Here is a 23,458-nt window from a genome sequence, read left to right on the forward strand (position 1 = left end):
TTCGCAGGTACTCCAGGAGCTGCCGGCGCTGGGTCTCGTCGAGCTGCTCGGTCCCGTAGGCGGGCCCCTCGTGGCCGGTATTGGCATTGCCCGGCAACGCGGTGTCGAACAGGAACGGCCCGCTGTCGGACCGGAAGCCGATCCGGTCCTCGTCCAGCTCGCGGCTGCCGACCCGGAACGTCCTGGATCGCCGGCTGGACGGCAGCAGCAGTTCGTACAGGTTCGGCACCGAGCCGTTGTGCAGGTACGGGCCCGTCGCCCAGATCCCGTTGAGGGGCCGGGCCTTGTAGACCAGCAGATCGCGGTCCCTCCGCGCCCCGACAAACGCGGCGACGAGGCCCTTGCCGCCGGCGGTCGAGACATCGTCGAGCATCGCGTTGCGGGCTTCGAGGACGGCGGCGCCGCGCTTGTGCAGTCGCTCGAGGATGACGGCCTGGTCCGCCCCGACGCCCGACGGCTCCGGTCCGCGGTCGAGCGGCGCCAGGATCGCGCCGGCCACGAGCGCGGCCACGAGGTCGAGGCTGCTCGTCTCGGCGGCCAGCGGCGGCGTCGTCGCCAGGAACGGCATCCGGACCCCTTCGAGGATCCCGGTCCGCGCGCGCCGGGATACGGCGTTCGTCGCCATCTTCGGGTCGGTCCCGATCTCGGCCAGCGGCGTCAGGGTCACGGTCAGCGTGCGGTTCGCGCCGGTCGGGGCGATCGCGTGGCAGGACACGCAGTACCGGTCGTAATGGGCCTTGCCGGCCGCGGCGTCGCGGGTCTGCGCCTCGGTGCGCGGCGCGATCCGGTCGGGCCAGGCCGGCGCCGTGAGGGCGCCCAGCTGGTTCTCGATCCGCAGGAGATTGACCCGGTCCGCCGAGGTCTCGAACCACAGCGGCGGCAGGATCGGCTCACGGATGTCGGCACGGGCGAAGACGCCCAGGACCTCGCCGACGTTCCGGCCGAGGCGCTCGACGGCGAGCCCGTTCGCGGCCGAGCCGTTCCACTGCACCCGGTCGTGCCACGACGTATCCCACAGGAACGGGTAGCTGACGGGCGCGTCGGGCGGGGCGATGTTGTGCGGGTCGCGCAGATCGATGCCGGTCGCCCGGTTGAAGATCATGCCGAAGGCGTCCAGGCGGGCCGGCCCCCAGGGCACCGCGGTCCGGCTCGACGCGACGTAGCGGGAGAAATCCTCGGCCAACCGCGTCAGGCTGACCCGCAGCCGGCGGCGGTCGGCCTCGGACGGGCCCGCCCCCGGCGCCGACAGTTCCGCCGGGATGACGCGGCGGGCGAAGCGCTCGAAGCGCGCCCCGTCGTCGCGCGTTTGCGCGAGGGCGCGGCCCAGTTCCTCGATGAAGGCGAACATGTCGGCATCGGCCGGGCCGCCATCGATCAGGATCGACCGACCGCGCAGGTCGATCCGGTTCACGTGGCAGGCGGCGCAGGTCATGCCGATCCACTCGCCGCGATCGTCCACATCCTTCACGAAGCCGATGGGAAGCCCGCTGCGGTTCGATCCGCGCGTCCCGTCATACGGGTTCGGCAGGTAGCCGAAGCGCGCGAGCCCGTCCGCGACGAAGAGCCTGTCGTCGTCCGGGCGCTCCAGGGACATGAACCAGGCGTAGGGCATGATCTGCGAGCCCTGGCTCGCCCCGTAGAACCACGCGCGCTCCTGCGACGTCCAGGATTGATCGAGAAAGTGCGGGCCGCCGTCCGGCCTGTCCCCCGGCTCCCGGTCGGCGGCGCGCAACCCGGCCTGCGCCGGGACCAGGATCATCGCCGTGAGCGCGGCGGCGCGGGCGGCCCGGGAGCCGGTCACGATCGCACCTGGGACATGGCGGGAACCCTGCCTTCGCGAAGTGTCTGCCGATTCCAGTAAACGCCGATCGAAGCCCGCGCGTCCTTCAAATGGATGATGTTCGAATACAGTTTTTCTGTGAGGCTCGGAGCGACTGTAGTTTTCGCTTTCGGCAGTGCGGCGGTGGCGCGCCGCCATAATGCTGCATCGATAGAATCGTCTGTCGCATATAAATTATGAAATCGTTCATGACATCAATACTGATGGTGTAAAATTTTAGCATAAACTGTGCCGATGGCCGGCGGAGAGATGTTTGCGCGACCGCTGATCGGAACGGCTGAACCGCGAAGTCCGGCACCGCGCGGGCGATAGGAGGAGCGATGAGCGCCAGTCCCGCAGACATCCAGGCGGACGCCCCGTCCCATCACCTGCCCGCGGTGATGACGGGCCGGGACGCGTGGTTCCTCGATACCGAGCAGGCACTCGAAGAGGAGATGGATCACTTCTGCGGACCGCCGCAGCCCGGCGATCGCGCGCCCTGGCAGGCGCGGGCCGACCAGGCCCGGCTCGCCGCCCTGTGCCTGTCCGGGGGCGGGATCCGCAGCGCCACCTTCTGTCTCGGTGCCCTGCAGGCCCTGGCCAGCCGGCGGATGCTCGGCGAGTTCCACTACCTGTCGACGGTATCGGGAGGCGGCTTCGCGGGCGGCTGGCTGCAGACGTTCATACGCCAGTGCGGCAGCATCGCCGAGGCCGAGCGCCAGCTCGGCGGCTCGGGCAACGAGATCTTCGCCAAATTGCGGCGGTACACGAACTACCTGACGCCGGAAGTCGGGATCCTGTCGTCGGACACCTGGGCCGGCATCGTCCTCTACATCCGGAACACGATCCTCAACTGGTTGATCATCTTCCCGCTGCTGCTGTTCGTTCCCCTCGCGCTGCTCGCCTACAGGACGGCGCTCGAGGCTGCGCGCGGCAGCACGCTGTGGCTGCCCCTGGTGCTCGGCAGCGCGGCGCTGTTCGTCGCGACGTTCAGCGCCTGCATCCTCCTGCCGAGCCATCGGCCGCGGACCGGCGGCGTCACGGCGTACGCGTCCCCGGCGCGGGTCGCGGCCTGCATCGTCGCGCCGACCTGCGTCTGGGCCCTGGCGCTGCCGTTCACGCTCCGCGCGCTGTTCGAGCAGCCGCTGCCGGTCTCGGGCCTGTCCCTGTGCCGTCTGGGCCTCGCGTACTTCGCCGTGCAGGTCGCGGCCTATCTCAGCGGCCTGATCTGGCAGACCGCGAAGGGTCATCCCGGCCTCTGGCTGTACGAGCGGAACGTCGGTCCCTGGCTCGCCAGCAGCCTCGTCTCGGCCGCGCTGATCAGTCTCTGCACCGGCGCCTTCATCGACTGGCTGGTCGGCGGGGCTGCCAGCTTCGATGCCGAACGGGCAGAGGTCTCACAGACCCTGACCTACGCGGCCCCGCCGGCGCTGATCGTCATCCACCTGCTCCAGAGCGTCATCTTCATCGGGTTCCGGAAGAGCGCCGAGTGCGCCGACCTCGACCGCGAGTGGGTCGCGCGGGTCGACGGACAGCTTCTGCTGGCCGCGATGGGCTGGACGGGGCTGTGCCTGTGCTGCCTCGTCCTGTCCGCCGACGCCCTCGGCCGCCACGACGCGCAGATCCCCGCCCTGTTCAGCGCGCTTGCCGCCCTCGCCACCGGCCCGGCCGCCGCCTTCCTGGGCAAGCAGGTCTTCGTCCGCGCGCAGTCCCTGGCCGCCAAGGGGCGGATGGACGACCTCGTGATGATGGGCCTCAGCGCGATGGCCGCGGTCTTCGGGATCAGCCTGTTCGCCCTGATGGGCTGGTGGCTCGGCCGCCTCCTCGGCTCCGCGTACGACTGGTGGGGCGACTGCCTGCTGCCGGGTTGGGCGCTCGGCGGCGCGGAGGTCGGCTCCGGCTGCGGCATCAACCCCTACGGCATGATCGTGATCCTGGATGTCGCGGTGGCGGCGGTCCTGGCCGGGGCCGTCTGGCTGTTCGGCCGCGTCAACGTCAACCGCTTCTCCATGCACGGCGTCTACCGCAACCGCCTGACCCGGGGGTTCCTCGGCTCGGCGCGGGCGCGGCGCGACGCCGATCCCTTCACCGACTTCGACGAGGAGGACAGCCCGCGCATCGCCGAACTCGGGACGGAGAAGCGGCTGCTGCCCGTCGTCAACATGACGCTCAACCTGACCGATCTCCTCCACACCGAGTGGGCGGAGCGGAAGGCCGCCTCGTTCACCGCGACACCCTTCGCCTGCGGCTCGGCTGTCCTCGACCGCGCGGACAGGGCGCGCGACCTGCCCGCCACCGGCGGTCCGCGCGGGGCCTACATCCGCACATCGCAGTATGCCGGGATGGAGACGCGGGGCGATCGTGTCAGCGCGGGCAGAGGGCCGCTGCTGGGCGGGCTGCTGACGATCTCCGGGGCCGCGGTCAGCCCGAACTGGGGCTATCACTCGTCGCGCCCGATCGCGTTCCTGATGACCCTGTTCAACGTCCGGCTCGGCGCCTGGCTGCCCAACCCCGCGGTGGCGCGCCGGGACGACTTGAAGCTCGCCAAGCCGAGGAATTCCGTGCTCGCGCTCCTGAGCGAGCTCGGCGGCCGCAGCACCGATGTCCGGCAGGCGATCTACCTCTCGGACGGCGGCCATTTCGACAATCTCGGCGTCTACGAGATGCTGCGGCGGCGCTGCGCGCGGATCGTGGTGATCGACGCGGGCCAGGACGAACACTGCACCTTCTTCGACCTCGGCAGCGTGATCCGGAAGGCCGAGGTGGACGGGTTGGCGAAGGTCCAGATGGGCGAGATGCGCATTCTCGCCCGCTCGACGATCGAGCGCGAGGGCAAGCGCGCCGGCGCGCTGGGCTACGCGCGCGGTACGATCGCGTATCCGGGCGCCCGCGACGCGGCATCGCTGATCTACATCAAGCCGAGCTTCCTGGACGACATCCCCGCCGAAGTCCGCGCCTACGGCGCCACCAGCCCGGCCTTCCCGCACGAGAGCACGGCCAACCAGTGGTTCTCGGAGAGCCAGTTCGAGAGTTACCGCGCCCTGGGCTTCCATCAGGTCAGCAAGATGTTCGGCTCGAAGCTCACGACCTTGTCGGACTGGTCCGTGTATCTCGACAGCGAGATCGGGCGGCGCCCCCCGGACTGCTAGCGCCGGCGATCGTGCCGGACACGGCCGCCTTCCGATCGCAAGGGGGCGGCCGACCGCGGCAGCCGCGCGGACGCGGAGATCCGGGAAGACCCGCGCCGGGGCGCGGCCCGTCGCGCTGTCCGCACCTCGGCACCGGATTCGTGACGGAGGCGATGATCCGTCTCCCCTCGCGCGGCCAAGGCTCGGGACAGCCGGTGCCGATCTCGCCGCGCTCAGGACGTCGGCGCGTCATACCGGCATCGAGGCTCGGCGAACGCGACCCTGTTCACGGCGTCGCGACCGCCGCGGCGCGGGTGGTGCCGAGAAGGCCTTCGCGCCCACGCCGCGATCCCTGTTGAGCCGGCCAGCGTCCGCCAAGAGACGCTGCGATCGAAGCTGAGTGGGGCCGGGATTATTTCGCTGGGGCGGCGGTTCGGTGAAGCGGAGGGGTCGGAAACTCTATTGCGCAATCGGATCGGGGCCTGAATTGGGAGATCTACGTAAACTTGCTCGCCTCAGAAGCGCGGAATCGATCAAATGATGGATGCGTTAATTAGAAGTCGCTGCTAGGACACGTCATCATGTTGGCGGAGGAGCGGATGCGCTACCGGGCCGTAAGCGTCTTGGATGTGTTGGCCGTGCCTCCCGATGAGAGCCCGACCGACGAGACTCTCATGCTCCGCGAGCACATCCGCCGAATCCTGCGCAAACTCTCCCGGGCGAGGGCCGAGCTCCAGTACAGCTGAAGTGGGCGTGGCCTGTCGGCGGCGGTGCCGATCTCCGCCCCGACGGCCGTCAGGATCGACTGCGTCGCTCCGCGTTCCCATCGCCGCGATGGGCGGCGCGCTCCGTTCCGAGCCTCTGTGCCGTCTACGAGGTGACCTCGGTGTCGTGGCGGCTCGGCGCGGGTTCGACGTCGCGACCGGACGGGGTGTAGGCGCACCAGCCGCATTGCCCGAGGTCGGCAGCCCGCGGCGCGTTCCACTGCGAGCACAGCGGGCACACCTTCAGCACGAGCTTGGCGCCGTGCGCGAAGGCCAGACCGCGGCCGCGGAACGTGACTCTACCCTGGGGAAGATCAGTGGACATCGGCGCCCTGACTGTAACACAGGTTAGTGATTGGAACCTGTCCAATCTGCGCAACTCCGTCAACCCCGGACGGTGCCGGGCGTCGTGATCCGGTTGTCGTGCTCTGCCCCGGTGGCGAAGTCGACCGAGACCTCCCGGTTGATCGTCGAAGACTTCGAGCGGCGTTGGCAGCCCGGCATCCGTGCGGCGGCAGCCGGGTCGTGGCGCGATCGGATCAGGTCACGCGTCCGGCTCGCACAGGTCTCGCATCGCACCTTTCGATAGCGAGGACGGTTCCGGTCAGATCGCACCGAGGGCGACGTGTCGGCCGAGGATCGGGCGGCGCCTGCGCGTCCGGCAACCGACCCTGTCGGAGAAGCTCGGCGAGCGGCGCACCGTCGATATCGTCGCCAGCTGGCGCGAGCACAGGGTGGCCTTCTACAGCTTGACCGATCCGCGCCTCCGGGCGCTTCTCGACGCGGTCGAGGATATCCTCGCGATCAACCGCCGACCGCGGCGGCTCCTGGCGCGCGCCCGACGCGCCGGATCGGGCGCTCGGCCAGGCCGCGAAGTTCGGGCAGATCGGAGACGGACCGTGACCGCTTTCCTCGCTCCGCTCGCGGGGGGCGCCCTGATCGGCGCCTCGGCGGCGCTGCTGCTTCTGGCCAACGGCCGCATCGCCGGGATCAGCGGCATCCTCGGCGGCCTGCTCGGCCGCCTGTTCGACCGCCTGTTCGGCAGCCCCCTGGGGCCGGCGGCCCGCGACTGGGCCTGGCGCGCGGCCTTCCTCGTCGGGCTCCTCGCCGGTCCCGCCCTGTACCGGCTGGCGGCGGGTCACTGGCCGGATGTCCGCGCGGGCGCGTCGTGGCCGATGCTGATCGCCGCCGGTCTCCTCGTCGGCTACGGGACCCGCCTGGGCTCGGGCTGCACCAGCGGTCACGGGGTCTGCGGACTCGCCCGGCTCTCGCCGCGCTCCCTGGCGGCGGTCGCGACCTTCATGGCGGCGGCCATCGTCACCGTCTTCCTCGTCCGGCACGGCGTGGCGCGATGAGCGCGCCCCGCCTCCTCGCCGCCCTGGTGAGCGGCCTGCTGTTCGGCGTCGGCCTCGCCCTCTCGGGCATGATGGACCCCGAGCGGGTCCTGGGCTTCCTCGACGTCGCGGGCGCCTGGGATCCGAGCCTCGCCTTCGTGCTGGCCGGGGCCGTCGGGGTCTCGGCGCTGGGCTACGCGATCAAGGCGCGGATGGCGCAGCCCGCCCTGGCGCCGCGCTTCGAAGTGCCGACGAACCGGAGCGTGGATGCCCGGCTGCTCGCCGGAGCCGCGCTGTTCGGCGTCGGCTGGGGGCTCGCCGGCTTCTGTCCCGGCCCGGCCCTGGCCGGCCTGACCCTCGGCCTGCCGGAGGTCGCGCTGTTCGTGGCGGCGATGCTCGCCGGGATGCTGCTCCACCGCGTCAGGTGGCCCTCCGCAGGGTGACCCGCGTCAGCTCCGACGGACGCCCCAGCCGGAGGGCGAAGCCGGGCCAGAGCCCGGTGCCGTTGCTGACGTAGAGCCGCATCGTCCCGACCCGGTACGCGCCCGAGACGAACCCGGCATTGCCGCGCGCCACCAGCCGGTCCAGGCCGCGGATCATGCCGCCGTGGGTATGGCCGGAGAGCTGGAGCGCCACGCCGCGCGCCGCGGCCCGGGCGGCGTTCGCCGGCTGGTGGTCCAGCAGAACGATCGGCGCGCCCTCGGGCGCGTCCGCCAGGGCCGTGTCGAGGTCGGGGCCCGGATGCCCCGTGGCGGGCGCGGAGCGGTCGGTGACGCCGGCCAGCACCAGCGCGGCGCCGCCGCGCCTCAGGACCGTGTGGGCGTTGGCGAGGACGCGGATCCCCAACCCGGCGAGGTGGCGCATCCAGGCGTCGTGGTCGAAGAAGTACTCGTGGTTGCCGGGCACGGCCCAGACTCCGTCGCGCGCGCGCAGGTCCTGCAACGGCCTGACGTCGCTCCGCCGGGCCTCCAGCGACCCGTCGATGAAGTCGCCGGTCACCACGATCAGGTCGGCCCGGAGGGCGTTGGCGCGCGCGACGACGGCCCCCGCCCAGGCGGCCGGGAACAGGCGGCTGATATGCAGGTCGGTCAGGTGCAGGATCGTGTAGCCGTCGAGGCCGGGGGGCAGGTCCGCGATCGCGACCGGGACGTCCTTCAGCGGCGGCACGCGCGCGGCCCGCCACACGGCGACGGCCGAGAGGCACGCGGCCGCCGCGGCCAGCGCGGCGCGCCAAGCGGTCGGGATCGCCCAGCCGCCTCCGGGCAGCGCCAGGGAGATCAGGGCGACGAGGTCGAGGGCGAGCTGCATCACCGCCGCCAGCGCGATCGCGCCGAACGCCCAGTTGAACAGGATCACGACCGGGCGCGGGAATTCCGGCGCGAAGACCGACCCGGAGGAGAGGCGGCTCCACAGGTGGTACTGGGAGGCGACGAGGAGGAGCGCGGCGAGGCCGAGCCTGAGCGCGAGCGGCGCCGGCAGGGGCCACACCACCCGCGCGATGACGTAGGCCGCGGGCAGGCTGGGGATGAGGCGGATCATGGGCGGCTACATGGACCGGGCGGCGGCCGAAAGGCAAAGCTTGCGCCCGGTTCGACCCGGTCGCTCGGTGCGCGGCGACCGGAAGGACCGCCGTCGGCGGCTCTGAAGGCGCCCTCCGCCGACCCGTTGCCCGCCCCGGGACCGCACCCGCTGCGCCCGGCGAGCGCCGGCGTCAGCGCGCGCTCGGCTCGAACCAGCCGCGCAGCGGTTCCAGGGTGGTCTCGTGCGCCAGCGGGGGCGGCGCGCCGTCCGGGGCCGCCATGCCCGCGCGGTCGTGCCAGTACGTCGCCAGCCCCACCCGCGCCGTCCCCACCAGGTCGAAGGCCGAGCCGGCGACGAACAGGCAGCGCGCGGGCTCGACCCCGAGGGCCTGCAGTCCCAGCCGGTAGGGACGCGGATCGGGCTTGTAGAATCCGGCGCGCTCCGCCGTGACGACCGCGTCGAGCTCGACCCCCACGCAACCGGCGGCGATGCGCCCCAGACGTTCGGAGCAGTTGGTCACGACGCCGAGCCGCACGGAGCGCGCCGCGAGCGCCTGCAGGGTCTCCGTCACGCCGGGCCAGGGCCGGAGTTCGCCGTAGCGGTCCTCGAGGTCCGCGGCGAGGCGGCGCGGCATGCCCACCGCCTCGGCGGCCTCGGCCACGAGATCCTCGTACGGCCGGTACGCCCCCGTCCGGTAGGTGATCCGCAGGTACTCGGCCCGCCACCGGCGGCCGGCCTCCTCGCTGCCGGCGACCGAGTTCCACAGGGACCAGCTGTCGAGCAGGGCCGTCAGGAGATCGAACAGGACGGCGTCGAACCGGTGGGATGTCATGGTGGGGTCTCCTTCCGTGTCGCGCGCCGCAGCGGGCGGTGCCGTCCGTCGCGCGGCCGCGGGCCGCGCCGCAGCGTCCCGGCGCGTCAGTCCGCGCCTCACCGCATCCGGACCGGCTCCCGTCGCGTCCGGCGTCGCCGGGCGGTCGAGGTGCGCGCCATCCGTGCCGTCACGGTCGGCACCGCCTACCAGCCATTGATGCGCGGCCAGACGGCGGCGACCCGCCCGTCGGCGTCGAGGACGTGGTAGCGGTCGTACTGCGCGCCCGTCGCGCAGGCGTGGTTCGGCAGGACGCGCACGCGGTCGCCGATGGCCAGCTCGGGGAGGGCGGCGCGGGAGCCCGGGCGCAGGGCGAGGATGCCGTGCTCCTGGTTGGCGTCGGCGACGATCAGGTCCGGATAGGGGCGGCCGGCGCGGTCGCAGACCACGCCGTAGCCCTGATCGACCGCCTGCCGGGCCGTGCCCCGGTCGCGCGACAGCGCCATCCAGCCGGCATCGGTGATGATCCAGCCCTTGTCGCGGCGGTGCCCGATCACGGTGGCGAGCACGCTCACCGCGATGTCGTCGACCGCGACGGAGCCGACGCCGGCCTGGAACAGGTCGCCGAACATGAACACGCCGGCCCGAACCTCGGTGACCCCGGCGAGGTCCCGGGCGTAGCGCGCGGTCGGGGTCGAGCCGACGCTCACCACCGGGCACGGCAGACCCGCCCCGCGCAGCAGGGTGGCCGCCGTCACCGCCGCCGCGCGCTCGGCCTCCGCGGCCGCGGCGAGATCCTCGGGATCGCTGAGGCCGTAGCTGTCGCCGGCATGGAGCAGCACGCCGCGCAGGTCCGCCCCCGCGCCGAGCGCGCGCCCGATCGCCACCAGCAGCGCCGCGTCCGCGGGCTTCACGCCGGAGCGATGGCCGTCGGCGTCGACCTCGATCAGGACCGGCAGACGGTCGCCGGTCCGCGCGGCCCAGGCGGCGACCGCGTCCGCCTGCTCGATCGAGTCGAGCACCACGGCGAGGTCCGCGCCCCAGCGTCGCCGGATCGCGCCGACGCGGTCGAGCTTCTGCGGGGCGATGCCGACGCCGTAGATCATGTCCCGCACCCCGCCCTCGGCGAAGTACTCGGCCTCGCGCAGGGTCGAGACCATCGCCGGGCCGGCCGGACCGGCCATCGCCAGGCGGGCGACGTCGATCGACTTCGCCGTCTTCAGGTGCGGCCGGAGGGTGACGCCCAGCCGGTCCAGGTGCGCCCGCATCCCCGCGAGGTTCGCGCGCAGCCGCGCCTCGTCGAGGAGCAGGCACGGCGTCTGGAGGGGGCTCGAGGCTTCGTCGATCTCCGCTGACCGCAACGGCGCCTCGGCTCGATTGTCCGGCATGTCCGCGCCTCCCTGTCTCACTGCCGGGTTACAGACCATGCCGGGCCGGAAGACACCATTAATCTGTTCGGCATTCTGGATTAAGGTGCGCCTTAATGCTCGACACCGACGATCTCCGGTTCTTCGCGGCGGTGGCGGCCAGCCCGTCTCTGGCCGCCGCGGCGCGCAGCCTGAACGTGTCCCCGCCCGCCGTGACGCAGCGGCTGCGCAGTCTCGAGAAGCGGCTGCGGGTCCATCTGGTGGACCGGTCCGGCCGCGGCCTCACGCTGACCGACGAGGGGGAGCTGCTGGCCGAGCGCGGCCGCGACCTCCTCGGCGCCTTCGACGATCTCGCCGACGCCCTGGCCGAGCGCGTCGGCGCGGTGACCGGACATCTGCGCGTCGTCGCCCCGCTCGGCTTCGGGCGCCGGCACGTGGCCCCGGTCGTGACGGCGTTCCGGCTCCGGCATCCGGGCGTGCGGATCGACCTGCTGCTCTCGGACCGCCTGGGTCGCATCCCGTCCGAGACCTGGGACCTCGCGATCCATGTCGGTGAGATCAGGGAGGCGACCCCGAGCCTGACCGTGCGCGCCCTCGCGCCGAACGATCGGATCCTCTGCGCGGCGCCCGCCTACCTGGCCCGGCACCCGGCCCCGCGCGTGCCGGTCGACCTGCGGGATCACACCTGCATCGCGCTGCGCGAGAACGACGAGGACGTGACGCTCTGGCGCTTCCGGACGGCGGACGGCGCCGAGGCGCGCGTCAGGGTGGACGCGGGCCTGGTCAGCAATGACGGCGACGTGGTGCGCGGTTGGGCCCTCGCGGGCCTCGGCGTGATCGTCCGCTCGGAATGGGACGTCGCCGACGACCTGCGCGCCGGGCGGCTGACGCGCCTGCTCGAAGGCTACGCCCTGCCGTCGGCGCCGGTCGTCGCCCTGCTCGGCTCGCAACGGCGGTCGCGCGCGGCCCGGACGGAGCGGTTCCTCGAGGCGCTCCGACGCGCGTTCGACCCGCTGCCGTGGCGCACGGCCCGGGGGCCGGACGGGCCCGCCCAGGACCCCGTCCGCTGAGGCCTGCCCGGACGCCGAAGGACTGTCCCCCGGCCGGCACAGGCCTCCCGGCGTCCCGGCTGGGCTCCTTCCGAGGCGCGGGTCGCGCCCGCGCAGCCATCCGTCCAATCGGCCAGACGAGGCGGGCGTCCGACCCAGGAGAAGCCGTTCCTGAGGCCGTGGATCACGATGTCTCCGCCGGGCGGCGCGCCGGCCGCGGATGCCGCGGCGCGGCCGGCTGCGTCCGGATAGGGGATCCGCCGCGAGGCGGGCGATGCTGTTCGGGTTCTTGCCCGCGATGCGGTCGTGACCCTCGGTCTTCTGCCGTCGCGTTCCGCCGCCTTCCGTCGCTTTCGGGCCGATCGACGCGAAGCCCAGGGAGACGCGGCAGACCGCCAGCACGCGCCCGCCGCCGAGGAGCGTCAGCCGCCGTCGCGCCGCGCCGTGCGCCTCGGCCAACGGCGCGGCATTCGGCCCTGTTTCCGGGTGGGGCGGGTCGCGATGCGGCCGCCGCAGCGCGGTGGGGCAGGACGGTCATAGGGCTAGGGCGCGCGGCGGAGGTCTACGGGCCCGATGGGACGGCCCCCGCGCGTCGCTCGGGCAGGGCCGCCGGCGGCGAGAGCGACGTGGAGGCGACCCGCGCCGCACGATCACCTGGGCGTCGACGGGCCGCCACATCCCAATAGCCCCGGCTTGCAAGCAAAAGCGGCTAATCGGCCAGAAATTAACCAAAGCTTAATTATCTGAGGAGGGCCGCTCCGGCCGCCTAGCCCTGCGGTGCCGGCCGCGATACGGTTAAGGACCACTTAACGGATCCAAATGAAATGGCGTCTATTACAGGCCTCGCCAAAGATTTGGTGCCTTACACCGGTCCTGTGCCGCTGCGACGGCGGCCGACGCCCGCGCGGCGACCGAGCGAGACGCGGATCGCTCCGGCCGTATCGCCCGCCGATCCCGGCCTCTCCGAACTCGCTCAGATCGAAGTCGATTTCGAAGCCGGTAGCAACACCCTGTGGGCCTTCATGCGCCCGCACGGACGCCCCTGCCAGAATCCCGAGATGCTGGCCGATTTCAGCCGGCTGCAGGACGATATCGAGCGGGTCTTCGGCAACGGCGGTCCTGATCTGAACTATTTCGTCTTCGGGTCACGATTTCCCGGTGTGTTCAGTCTCGGCGGTGATCTGAACCTGTTCGCGAGCAAGATCCGCGCGGGCGACGAGGCCGCGCTGGTCGGCTACGGCAACGCGTGCGTCGATGTTCTTCACCGCAACATGAACGCGCTGAATCTGCCGATCATCACGATCGGCCTCGTTCAGGGCGACGCGCTGGGCGGGGGGTTCGAGGGCCTGCTCTCGTTCGACGTGATCATCGCCGAGAAGGGCACCAAGTTCGGCTTTCCGGAAATACTCTTCGGACTCTTCCCCGGTATGGGAGCGTACAGTTTCCTCGCCCGGCGACTGGGGACCATCAAGGCTCAGGAGATGATCCTCGATGGTAGAACCTACACCGCCGAAGAGATGCACGAACTGGGGATCGTTCACATCCTCGCCGAGCGCGGCCAGGGCGAGGCCGCCGTGCGCGCCTACATCGCCGGCAACCGTCGGCGGCGCAACGGGCAGCAGGCGATCTATCAAGCGGCCCGCGAGGTCGATCGCATATCCTTGGACGAGTTGAGAAAGATCGTCGCGGTCTGGGCGGCCGCCGCGATGAACCTCACCGACAGGGATCTGAGCATCATGGAGCGGCTCGTTCTGGCCCAGGACAAGCTCCGGGGAAAAGCCCAGGCCGCTCAGGCCGCTCAGGCCCGCACGGTGCCCGCCCGGGCGCTGTCGGCGTCAGCTCGCTAGCCTCGTCAGGGGCCCCGCGGCCGCGAGCATGGTCCGGATCTGCGGCGCGGCGACCGGACGGCTGAAGACGTAGCCCTGGATCAGATCACAGCCCTCCGTGCGGAGGATGGAGAGTTGCGTCTCGGTCTCGACGCCCTCGACGACGATGGCCATCCCGATGCTTCGTCCCATGCCGACGATCGCCCGGATGATCGCGGTCGACTCGGCCTTCCGGTCCAGATCCGACACGAACGACCGGTCGATCTTCAACTTGTCGAAGGCGAAATTTCTCAGGGAGCTCAGGGACGAGTAACCCGTCCCGAAGTCGTCGATCGACAGGCGGATCCCGAGCTGGCGGAGCTTGTTGATGGTCTCGACGATCTTGTGCGTCGCGCCCAGCGTCACGCTCTCCGTGATCTCGAGTTCCAGGCGATGCGCCGGGAGGCCGGAGCGATTCAGCGCGCCGATGACGTGGAAGGCCAGCTGCGGATCGCCGAACTGACGCGGCGACATGTTGACCGCGACGCTCACGGTCGACGGCCACTTCCGGGCCTCGCGGCAGGCCTCGTTCAGCACCCAGTTGCCGAGCTGGACGATGAGCCCCGTGTCCTCGGCCACCGGGATGAAGTCCGACGGCGGGATGTATCCCGAGACGGGGTGGTGCCACCGAAGCAAGGCCTCGCAGCTCACGATCGCCCCGGTGCTCGAGTCGACGATCGGCTGATAGTGCAGCTCCAGCTCCCCGTTGGTCAGAGCGGCCCGGAGATCCGACTCGAGGGCGTGCCGCGCGCGCGTGGCCGCTTCCATCTCATGCTGGAAGATCTTGAACCCGCTCCTGCCGGCCCCCTTGATGGCGTAGAGGGCGATATCGGCGCATTTCAGGAGTCTGTCCTCGTCGTTGGCGTGGAACGGGGCGATCGCGATGCCGATCGAGGCGCCGATGGTGACGTGAGTGCCGTCGATATCGAAAGGCCGCTCCAGTTCTTGCAGGACGCGCCGCGCGAGATCCTCCGCGACAGCCGGCGACGTGACGGATTGCTGGACGATGACGAACTCGTCGCCGCCGAGGCGGGCGACCGATCCGGATAGCGCCCCGATCCCGCGCAGCCGGTCCGCGACCATCTGCAACAATCGGTCGCCGGCCGGGTGCCCCAGCGTGTCGTTGATGACTTTGAAGTGATCGAGGTCGAGCAGATGGACCGCGAAATCTCCCTTCCTGCGGGCGCTGGCCTTCAGCGCCTCGGAGACCTTGGCCTTGAAGCTGCTTCGGTTCAGCAGGCCGGTCAGATCGTCGTAACTCGCCATCTGCTGGATGCGGGCCTCGTTTCGACGCCGCTCGGTGATGTCCTCGAAGATGATGACGTAGCCCTTCTCGGCGGTCCGCCGCTGCATCAACGAGACCACGCGATCGTCGGGGAGGATCAAGACCAGATTCCCCGATCGCAACGCATTCGACGCCGCCGCAAACGTCGACAGCGTCGAGCCGCGACCCGCAGACCTCTCATCGACGATGGCGCGGCTCAATTTGTACAGCGATCTGGCCGTGGAGTTGGTATGGATCCGGCTTGAGGGAATGCCTGATATCGAGAGGAACTGGTCGTTCCAGACCTGAAGGCGGCCGCGCGCGTCGAACATGCACAGCCCGTGCGACATGTTGCGCAACGCGATGTCGAAGAGATTGGCCTGGGCCTGGAATTTCGCGGCGAGCGCCTCCTTCTCGCGCGTCGTGACCAGGGCCGACACGATGATCTCGCGCGTGCTGAGCGTGATATCGATCATGCCGTAGGCGAACAGGAGCGAGAGGATGCCGAGCGAGGCCCGCTCGCCGTCGCCGGACACCAGCAGACCCGCCGACAGCGGCATCGCCGACAGGACAACCTGCGCGATGGCCAGCAGGGGGCGGCCCGCGTTGCGGCCCGAGATGCCCGCGGCGTAACCGATGGTGAACGTGGGGGTGATGACCTGGAGCGCGAGGTTGGACGACCGGGTCGTGATGAGAAACGACAGGATACCGAGCGACGCGGCGTAGGCGAACGCGCCGACGGAGAAGTATGTCTCCCAGATTTCGTGCCGATCGTACTTTTCCGGGCCCTTCGTCAGGTAAACCCGAGCGAGCAGGACGCGGGTGAGCCCGATCAGGCCGACCGCGAACGCGGTCAGGGTGATCGCCCGATCATCGGACCAGAACGCCGCGGCCGTGGCGACGATCGTGCCGGACGCGGCGCCGACCGCGAGAGAGGCGAAGGGTTGATACAGCCCGTCGACGAGCGACCGCTTCACGTCGCGCGAGAGCAGGGCGTCTTCAGCCAGTGCGGCCCGCAGTTTGGAGTACAGTCCCAAAGCGGCGTCTCGCTACTTCGCTCTCGTTGCGGCTGTCGTCACTGAGGCAGTCCAATCCGAAATTATCTCCGCAGATTAGCGGCCTCGAATTTCAAAGATATTGAAGGGCGTGGTTAACGGCGCTCGTCGGGCGTGTCTATGCATCTAACATTCATATAATGGCCGCGAATATTTTATAATTATGGCCATTCGCGGAGTCGAATAGCGATGCCGTCCCGGGCCATCCGGCACAGATACGGAGGGAGCGGACGCGGAGGGTTCACACATGTCCCGTCGGGCGTCGCGTCGGTGACGACCCGTATCCAGAGACGTCGTCTTGCGCGGCCGTATTCGATCGGAAGACGTCGGCCTGCTCGTCAGATGTCGGAACGATCGGGCGCTCTTGCCCCGGTCCCAGGGCGGCCCCGCCCGTCCCGTTTCTCACTCGACGTCTTCATGCCGTCCTGACGATGTCGTCGTGTCAGGGACTTTCACCTCCCGGGCGCAACGCGCGCGCTCGTGACATCGCTGCCGGGCGCGGTGGACCGCCGCGTTGCAGGCGAGCAGCCTCGCAGGGGCGGGCACGGGGCGACAGCCTCTGCGACGCGCGAGCCGGACCGGTCCGGTAGGGCGGTTCTGGCGGTCATCGCGCGGCCTCCTGCCCGGTCTCGGCGCTCAGTGGGCCGCACCGAGATGGGCCGCGTTGGCCCTGGCCTGCTCCCCCGCGACCGGCGCCCGGTAGACCTTCATCATCTTGGATTCCCTTGGAACAGCTTGGCGATTGGCGACCTCGGCGTCCCAGAACGCCTGCCCCTTCTGGGGCGGCTGCCTGGCGACGTAGTCGGCCGAGCGGCAGGTCAGGCAGTTCTCCCGCGCGGGCTGCGAGCCGGCCGCGAGCGCGGCATCCGGGGCCGGCCGGAACTGCGCCGTCGGTATCTGGCGCGGTGGCGAGCGCGAAGGCGGCGGCGACCGCCGGGCGAAGCGGGCGGGTGCTGGACATGCCGATCGCCCCTCTAGGCCGCCCGCACGCGGGTCGTCTCGACGACGTTGCGCCTGTAGCCGGCGGGGTTCCGGCGCGGCTCCCGCTCAGCCGCGTGAAATCCCGTCTCGCGCGATCGGTCATCGCGCGCTCCCGCTCGGGCTGCCGCGGCGGCGGTCCGGTTCGGCCCGCCCGCCTTCGGCCGCGGGGCGACGCTCCCGACGGGATCCCGATCAGCGAAGGACGGAGAGGTAGTGGATGTCCTGCGTCAGGCAGGTCGAGAGACGCCACTCGACCGGCCGCTCCTCGAGATCGATGGCGACGCGGTCGATCTCGAGGGCGGGGGTGCCGGCGGCCACCTGGAGCAGCTCCGCCTCGCGGGGCGCGATCGCCACGGCCTTCAGGCGCTCGTTGGCGGTGGCGATCGTGATGCCGTAGCGGGTGGCGTACAGGCTGTAGAGGGTGTTCGGCAGCTCGATCTGGGCGATGCCCGGGAACAGACCGGCGGGCACGCTGATCGTCTCGACCACGCAGAGCTTGGCGTCGACGGCGCGCACGCGCTCGATCCGGACCACGCGGGCGGACCGCACGAGGTCGAGGCGCCCGCGCTCGTCGGCGCTGGCGGCCGCCTCCGCGATCCCGGTCACCCGGCTCGACGGCATGCCGGCGCCGTCGCCGTCCGGCCGCAGCTTCAGGAAGCGGAAGACGCTCTGCTTGTCGTCGTGATCGGCCACGAAGGTCCCGCGGCCCTGGCGGCGCACCAGCAGGCTGTCGGCTGTGAGCGCGTCGAGGGCCTTGCGCACCGTCCCCTGGCTGACGCCCAGCTCGGCGGCGAGCTGCCCCTCGCTCGGCAGGACCTGGCCCGGCTGCCAGACCGCGTCGGCCAGGCGCTTCAGCAGCGTGTCGTAGACCTGCCGGTAGAGCGGGCGGAAGCCGACCGTGCGGGCGCCTCCCGAATCTGTGCGCCCCGAACCTGCCTGCCCTTCGCCTGACCGTTCCATCGCGTGACGACGCAGAGCCCCATCCGTGGGTAGAGCGTCGAAGGTTGTGTCCAGCACCTCTCCCTCCTCTCGCTTACGTCGGCCAGACGACGGGAGCAATCACCGCTTCCTCGTCCGCACAGGCGATCCGCGTCACAGCGCCCGGATCTCGGCGACGAGGGCTTCGGCCACGTCGAGGCCGGCCTCGGCGGCCCGGCGGCGCAGCCCGAGCCGGCGGCTGCCGGGGAGCCGGGCGCCGTCCTGCGCCGCGATCGTGCCGGCCAGCGCCGCGAAGCGCTCAGGCGCGTCCGGGCTGAGCGCGGCCGCGTCGAGGACGAGGATCAGCTGCCCGGTCCCCGGCGGGTCGCCCGCGGCGTCGAGGAACGAGGAGGCCTCGCCGGCGAAGCGCGCGCCGACGAGGCCGGCGGCGAGCAGTTCCACCATCAGGGCGAGCGCCGTGCCCTTGGCGTCGCCCAGCGGCACCATGGTGCCGTCGAGGGCGGCCCCCGCATCCGTGGTCGGGCGCCCGTCGGCGTCGAGGGCCCAGCCCTCGGGGATCGGCTCCCCGCGCCTGGCCGCCCCGACGATGTTGGCGCGGGCCACCTTCGACAGGGCGAGGTCGACCACGATCGGCGCGCCGCCCGGCAGCGGGCAGGCGAAGGCCAGCGGGTTGGTGCCGAACACCGCCTGGCGCCCACCCCACGGCGCCATCGCGGCGGGCGTGTTGGCGAAGAGCAGCGCGACGCAGCCCTGCTCGGCCAGGCGCTCCACCGGCCGCCCCGCGGCGCCGCAATGGTGCGAGCGGCGGATGCCCGCCGCCGCCACGCCCTGCTGGCGGGCGAGACCCGGCAGCGCCTCCAGGGCGAGATCGATCGCCGGGTAGGCGAAGCCGTGGGCGGCGTCGATCGCGAGCAGGCCCGGCCGCGGGCGCGACGCAAGCGGGACCGCGTCGCCCACGACCTTCCCGGCCCGGACCTGCGCGGCGTAGGGCGCGACCCGCGACAGGCCGTGGCCCTTGAGCCCGTCCGCCTCGGCGCCGACCAGGGCACGGGCGACGCTCCGGGCCGCGGCCTCGGCCGTGCCGCATCGGACGAGGGCGTCGGCGGCGAGGGCCCCGGCCTCCGACAGGGTGAGGTTCGGCATCGGCTCAGCGCTCCGTGAGGTGGCGGCGGACGGCCTGGGCCGTGACGGCGGAGACGCGCACGTTCGATTCCTGCGTCACCCCGGCGATGTGCGGCGTGAGGATCAGGTTCGGCACGTCCGCGAAGACGGCGCCCGCCGCCGCGTCGAGGGGCTCCCGGTCGAACACGTCCAGCGCCGCGCCGCCGAGATGGCCGGAGCGCAGGGCTCGCGCCACGGCGGCCTCGTCCACCACGCCGCCCCTCGCCGCGTTGATCAGGATCGCGCCCTTCGGCATCCGCGCCAGCGCCGCCGCGTCGATCAGGCCGCGGGTCCGATCGGTGAGCGGCACGTGCAGCGAGAGCACGTCGCTCTGGGCGATCAGCGCGTCGAGCGCCCGGCTCTGCACGGGACCGGTGGCCGGGTTCCAGGCCGGGTCGTCCGCGGCCACGAACGGGTCGTGGGCGGCGACCGCCATGCCGAGCGCCGCCGCCCGCCGGGCGGTCTCGCGGGCGATGGCGCCGAAGCCCACGAGGCCGAGGCGCTGGCCGGCGATCTCGCGGCCCATCAGGGCGTTGCGCGGCCACGCGCCGGCGGCGACGGCGGCGCTCGCCCCGTAGGCGCCGCGCAGGAGCAGCAGCGCGGAGGCGATGACGTACTCGGCGACCGCGCCGTCGTTGGCGCCGGTGGCCGGGTAGACCGCGATGCCGCGCGCCCGGCAGGCGGGGAGGTCGATGTTGTCGAGGCCGACGCCGAGGCGGCCGACGACCGTGAGGTCGCGGGCGGCGTCGAGCAGGGCGCCGCGGACCTGCGTCCGGTTGCGCACGATCAGGGCGTCGGCCCGGGCGGCGGCGGCGGCGAGGTCCTCCGGCCGGTCGACGAGGCCGGGATCGTACACCACGTCGAGGCCGGCGAGCTCGGCCGCGATCGCGGCCTCGTCCATGAACTCGCTGATGATGACCTTGGGCATGGTGAATCCTTCTCAGGTCGCCGGCACGGCAGCGGGGAGGGGGCGGCGGAAGGCCGCCGCCGGCTCGCGGGCGGGGATCGCGTCCGCGGCCTCGCCGTCGTCGTCGAGGAGGTCGAGGTTCGGGGTGATGCGGCCGTCGAGCACCGCCCGGGCGTGGGCGAGGTCGATCTTGCCCTCCCAGCGGGCGATCACGAGGGTCGCCACCATGTTGCCGACCGCGTTGGTCACGCAGCGCAGCTCGTTCAGGATGCGGTCCACCCCGATGATCAGCGCGATGCCCGCCACCGGCAGGAGCTGCGAGGCCTGGAGCGTCGCCGCGAGCACGAACAGGATGGCGCCGGCCACGCCCGCCACGCCCTTCGAGGTCACCAGCGCGATGGCGAGGATGCCGAGCTCCTGCTCCCAGGTCAGCGGCACGTTGAGGGCCTGGGCGATGAAGCCGATCGCCATGGTCAGGTAGATGCACGAGCCGTCCATGTTGAAGGACAGGCCGGCCGGCATCACGAGGCCGGTGACGCTCTTGTCGACCCCGAGCCCGTTGAGCTTGGCCATGATCCGCGGCAGCACCGATTCCGAGCTCGTGGTGCCGAGCAGGATGAACAGCTCCTCGCGGCTGTACCGGAACAGCTTCCACAGGCTCAGGCCGACGTAGAAGCGCATCACGCCGCCGAGGAAGACCGCGATGAACACGATGAAGGTCAGGTAGAGCGAGACGATCAGCATCCCGTACTGGGCGAGAATGCCGAGCCCGAACTTGCCGATGGTGAAGGCCATCGCGCCGAAGGCGCCGACGGGGGCGAAGTGCATGATCAGGCCGACGACCTTCATCAGCACGTCGCCGAAGGCGTGGACCACCTTGAGCGGGAACTCGCCGCGCCGGCCCAGCATCGCGAGCCCCATGCCGACGAGCACCGAGAAGAACATCACCTGGATCAGGTCGCCCTTGGCGAAGGCGTCGACCGCGCTGTGCGGGATGATGTTGGCGACGATCTCCATCGGCGACTGCGCGTGGGCCTTGCTGGCGATGCCGGCCACGAGCTTGGCGTCGAGGCTGTCGACCGTGGCGTTCACGCCATCGCCCGGCCGCAGCAGGTTGACGAACAGGAGGCCCGCGGCGAGCGCCACCGTCGTGGCGACCTCGAAGTACAGGATGGTCTTCAGGCCCATCCGGCCGACGCTCTTCATGTCGCCGACATGCGCGATGCCGACCACGACCGTGCAGAAGATGACGGGGGCGACGATCATCTTGATCAGGTTGATGAACATGTCGCCGAGGATCTTGCAGCCCACCGCGAAGTCGGGCGCGACCACGCCGACGCCGATGCCCAGCGCGATGCCGAGCAGAACCTGGCCGTAGATCGACCGGAGCAGCCTCATGCGTTCCTCCACTGTGACGGGACGGAGGCCGCCGCGGTTTCGCCCGCAGTCGTGCGCTCCCTCGTGGTCCTGAACCCCGTGGCGTCGGGGCGGCACCCGCGGACCGGTTCGCGGTCCGCGGGCGCGGGACGTGTGCGTCGGCGACTCGCGCGTCAGGCGCTGCGGTAGAGCTTCGTCATCACGAATTCCCGGTGGCCGAGGGACTCGGCCGCCGTGAGCCGGCCGTTGGCGGTGCGCACCACCATGTCGATGAGCGCGTCGCCGGCCTGCGGGATCGTCATCTCGCGGGTGAGCACGCCCGACACGTCGACGTCGATGTGCTCGCCCATGGTCCGCACGGTGCGGGGATTGCCGGTGATCTTGATCACCGGGACGATCGGGTTGCCGATCACGTTGCCCTGGCCGGTCGGGAAGGTGTGGACCACGTAGCCGGCCGCCGCCATCAGGGTCACGCACTCGGCCGCCGCCGAGGACGTGTCCATGAAGTAGAGGCCGGGCCCCTTGGTGGGCGCCTCCGCGGGCTGCAGCGCGTCGATGAACCGGCATTCGTGGCCGATCTTCTCCAGGTTTCCGAGCGCCTTCTCCTCGATCGTCGTCAGGCCGCCCGCGATGTTGCCCTTGGTCGGCTGCGAGTCGGACAGGTCGTCGGTCTTGTGGGCTTCGATCACGTCGTCCTGGTAGGCCTTCCACATGGCGTACCACTTGTCGGAGACTTCGGGACTGATCGCCCGCTCGCGGCACAGGTGCTCGGCGCCGGTGATCTCGGAGGTCTCGCCGAACACCCCGTAGATCCCGTGCGGGATCAGCTTGTCGTACATGTTGCCGACGGTGGGGCAGGAGGCGAGGCCGGTGGTGGTGTCGGACTCGCCGCACTTGGTCGAGACCCAGAGGTCGGCGATCGGGCATTCCTCGCGCTGGAGCTCGGTGGCCCACTGCACGAAGCGCTTGGCCTGGTAGCTCGCCTTGGCGACGATCGCGATGTCGCCGTGGCCCTCGATGCCGAAGCCGACGACCGGCTTGCCGGTCCTGGCGATGCCCTCGACCACGCGGTTGGTCCACTGGTCCTCGATGCCGATCACCACGACGGCGGCGACGTTCGGGTTCGAGCCGATCCCGATCAGGGTGCGGAAGTGGAGATCCAGATCCTCGCCGAACTGGAGCCGGCCGTAGGCGTGGGGCAGCGCCATCGTGCCCTTCACGTTGTTGGCGACCGCCTCGCAGGCGGCGTTGGACAGATCGTCCAGCGGCAGGAGCACGACGTGGTTGCGCACGCCGACCCGGCCGTTCTCCCGGCGCCAGCCCATGAAGGTGGCGGCCGTGTAGTTCTCCGAGGCCCGCTCGGTCGCGAGCGCCTTCGTGGCGAACTGATCGGGGGCACCGCCGACGAAGGGGGTGGCGATCTCGTGTTCGAGCTGAGCGGCTTCCTTGAACATCGTCACCTCACCAGCGCTTCGTCTTGACGTTGTGGACGTGGACGTGCTCGCCCTTGGCGACGTCCTTGATGACCTTGCCGATGTCCTGACCGTACTTGATGGCCGTGTCGCCCGCCTTCAGGTCGGTGAGCGCCACCTTGTGGCCGATCGGGATGTCGTGGCGGACGGCGACCTCGAAGGTGCTGTCGTTCTCGGTGACCACCCCGAAAGCGTCGGTGTCCGCGCTCAGGCCCTCGATCACCGCGACGGCGACGTTGTCCTGGGGGGAGTGGGCGAGAAGATGCGGCTTGCGGTGCCCCGCGCCGGACGCGGCGTGGCTGCTCATGCGGTCCTCCTGACGGTGGTCGTCGGCTTCTCGGCGGCGACTAGTCTTATATAAGACCTATGATATTGCCGTCGTCAACGGCCGATTGAGGGGCGGAGGTGATTTCGCGGGCTCGGGGGACGGCACCGCAGGTCGCCCGCCTCGCTCAGGCTTCCGGGCCCGCACGCGTCTGCCGGACATCAGGCGCCCGCGAGACAGGCGTAAGTCCGTCTTCCCTTGCTGGGCGAAGCGAGGGAGAAGGGGGGCTGGATCGCGCGCGAGGGTGCCTCCTGTCCCGCCCCACCTCCGGCTCCTCCCCAGTAAGGGGGAGGAGAGCGCGTGGCGGCCGGGTGGGGTG

17 protein-coding genes are annotated in these 23,458 nt (G+C 71.2%); 5 read left to right on the forward strand and 12 right to left on the reverse strand.

Annotation, left to right across the window (positions count from 1 at the left end; all coding sequences use genetic code 11):
• Positions 1-1,801: di-heme-cytochrome C peroxidase (locus ME121_RS05920; protein ID WP_059408494.1), on the reverse strand; the 1,801-nt coding region annotated here is incomplete at its 3' end.
• A 359-nt stretch (positions 1,802-2,160) separates the two neighbouring features.
• Between ME121_RS05920 and ME121_RS05925 the strand changes: the two genes are divergently transcribed.
• Positions 2,161-4,968: a patatin-like phospholipase domain-containing protein gene (locus ME121_RS05925; protein ID WP_059408495.1), complete on the forward strand. Its 2,808-nt coding sequence runs from the start codon at positions 2,161-2,163 to the stop codon at positions 4,966-4,968.
• A gap of 849 nt (positions 4,969-5,817) precedes the next feature.
• Here ME121_RS05925 and ME121_RS33310 read toward each other — a convergent pair.
• On the reverse strand, positions 5,818-6,036 hold the full coding sequence (locus tag ME121_RS33310) for a hypothetical protein (protein WP_076730001.1): 219 nt from the start codon (positions 6,034-6,036) through the stop codon (positions 5,818-5,820).
• A gap of 574 nt (positions 6,037-6,610) precedes the next feature.
• Here ME121_RS33310 and ME121_RS05930 point away from each other — a divergent pair.
• Together ME121_RS05930 and ME121_RS05935 are read left to right on the forward strand one after the other, a co-directional pair.
• The gene (locus ME121_RS05930) at positions 6,611-7,066 is read left to right on the forward strand and encodes a YeeE/YedE family protein (protein WP_059408557.1); all 456 of its coding nucleotides are present in this window, start codon (positions 6,611-6,613) and stop codon (positions 7,064-7,066) included.
• Entirely contained in the window at positions 7,063-7,488 is a 426-nt protein-coding gene (locus ME121_RS05935; protein WP_024827291.1) for a YeeE/YedE family protein, read from the forward strand. Before ME121_RS05930 ends, ME121_RS05935 begins: the two co-directional genes overlap by 4 nt.
• Here ME121_RS05935 and ME121_RS05940 read toward each other — a convergent pair.
• The 3 genes from ME121_RS05940 to ME121_RS05950 all read right to left on the reverse strand — a co-directional run bounded on the left by ME121_RS05940 (position 7,466) and on the right by ME121_RS05950 (position 10,765).
• Positions 7,466-8,584, reverse strand: coding sequence for a metallophosphoesterase (locus ME121_RS05940; RefSeq protein WP_059408496.1), 1,119 nt, complete (start codon positions 8,582-8,584; stop codon positions 7,466-7,468). The two genes, ME121_RS05935 and ME121_RS05940, sit on opposite strands and share 23 nt — an antisense overlap.
• Positions 8,585-8,756: 172 nt before the next feature.
• Positions 8,757-9,398 (reverse strand): HAD-IA family hydrolase, encoded by a 642-nt coding sequence (locus tag ME121_RS05945; protein ID WP_012329703.1) that lies wholly within the window; start codon positions 9,396-9,398, stop codon positions 8,757-8,759.
• Positions 9,399-9,583: 185 nt separating this feature from the next.
• Positions 9,584-10,765, reverse strand: a complete 1,182-nt coding sequence (locus ME121_RS05950) for an alanine racemase (RefSeq protein ID WP_059408497.1) — start codon at positions 10,763-10,765, stop codon at positions 9,584-9,586.
• A gap of 95 nt (positions 10,766-10,860) precedes the next feature.
• Between ME121_RS05950 and ME121_RS05955 the strand changes: the two genes are divergently transcribed.
• Together ME121_RS05955 and ME121_RS05960 are read left to right on the forward strand one after the other, a co-directional pair.
• On the forward strand, positions 10,861-11,814 hold the full coding sequence (locus ME121_RS05955) for a LysR family transcriptional regulator (protein ID WP_059408498.1): 954 nt from the start codon (positions 10,861-10,863) through the stop codon (positions 11,812-11,814).
• An 803-nt stretch (positions 11,815-12,617) separates the two neighbouring features.
• Complete coding sequence (locus ME121_RS05960) at positions 12,618-13,640, forward strand: crotonase/enoyl-CoA hydratase family protein (RefSeq protein WP_089230939.1); 1,023 nt, start codon at positions 12,618-12,620, stop codon at positions 13,638-13,640.
• On the opposite strand, the gene ME121_RS05965 is transcribed toward ME121_RS05960, so the two are convergent.
• The 7 genes from ME121_RS05965 to ME121_RS05995 all read right to left on the reverse strand — a co-directional run bounded on the left by ME121_RS05965 (position 13,629) and on the right by ME121_RS05995 (position 23,121).
• Positions 13,629-15,959 carry a putative bifunctional diguanylate cyclase/phosphodiesterase gene (locus tag ME121_RS05965; protein ID WP_059408499.1) on the reverse strand — a complete coding sequence of 777 codons (2,331 nt, stop codon included), beginning with the start codon at positions 15,957-15,959 and terminating at the stop codon, positions 13,629-13,631. The two genes, ME121_RS05960 and ME121_RS05965, sit on opposite strands and share 12 nt — an antisense overlap.
• A gap of 1,191 nt (positions 15,960-17,150) precedes the next feature.
• Positions 17,151-17,975, reverse strand: a complete 825-nt coding sequence (locus ME121_RS05970; RefSeq protein ID WP_012329708.1) for a GntR family transcriptional regulator — start codon at positions 17,973-17,975, stop codon at positions 17,151-17,153.
• A gap of 75 nt (positions 17,976-18,050) precedes the next feature.
• The gene (locus ME121_RS05975; RefSeq protein WP_012329709.1) at positions 18,051-19,040 is read right to left on the reverse strand and encodes an Ldh family oxidoreductase; all 990 of its coding nucleotides are present in this window, start codon (positions 19,038-19,040) and stop codon (positions 18,051-18,053) included.
• A gap of 4 nt (positions 19,041-19,044) precedes the next feature.
• Positions 19,045-19,986, reverse strand: coding sequence for an NAD(P)-dependent oxidoreductase (locus ME121_RS05980; protein ID WP_012329710.1), 942 nt, complete (start codon positions 19,984-19,986; stop codon positions 19,045-19,047).
• Between the two features lie 12 nt (positions 19,987-19,998).
• A complete protein-coding gene (locus tag ME121_RS05985; RefSeq protein WP_012329711.1) occupies positions 19,999-21,363 on the reverse strand; it encodes a C4-dicarboxylate transporter DctA in 1,365 nt (454 codons plus the stop codon).
• 152 nt (positions 21,364-21,515) lie between these two features.
• Positions 21,516-22,796, reverse strand: a complete 1,281-nt coding sequence (locus ME121_RS05990) for a UxaA family hydrolase (RefSeq protein ID WP_012329712.1) — start codon at positions 22,794-22,796, stop codon at positions 21,516-21,518.
• A 7-nt stretch (positions 22,797-22,803) separates the two neighbouring features.
• Positions 22,804-23,121, reverse strand: a complete 318-nt coding sequence (locus ME121_RS05995; RefSeq protein WP_059408500.1) for a UxaA family hydrolase — start codon at positions 23,119-23,121, stop codon at positions 22,804-22,806.
• Positions 23,122-23,458 lie beyond the last annotated feature (337 nt).

The organism is Methylobacterium sp. ME121 (genome assembly GCF_000974725.1).
Lineage (GTDB): Bacteria > Pseudomonadota > Alphaproteobacteria > Rhizobiales > Beijerinckiaceae > Methylobacterium > Methylobacterium radiotolerans.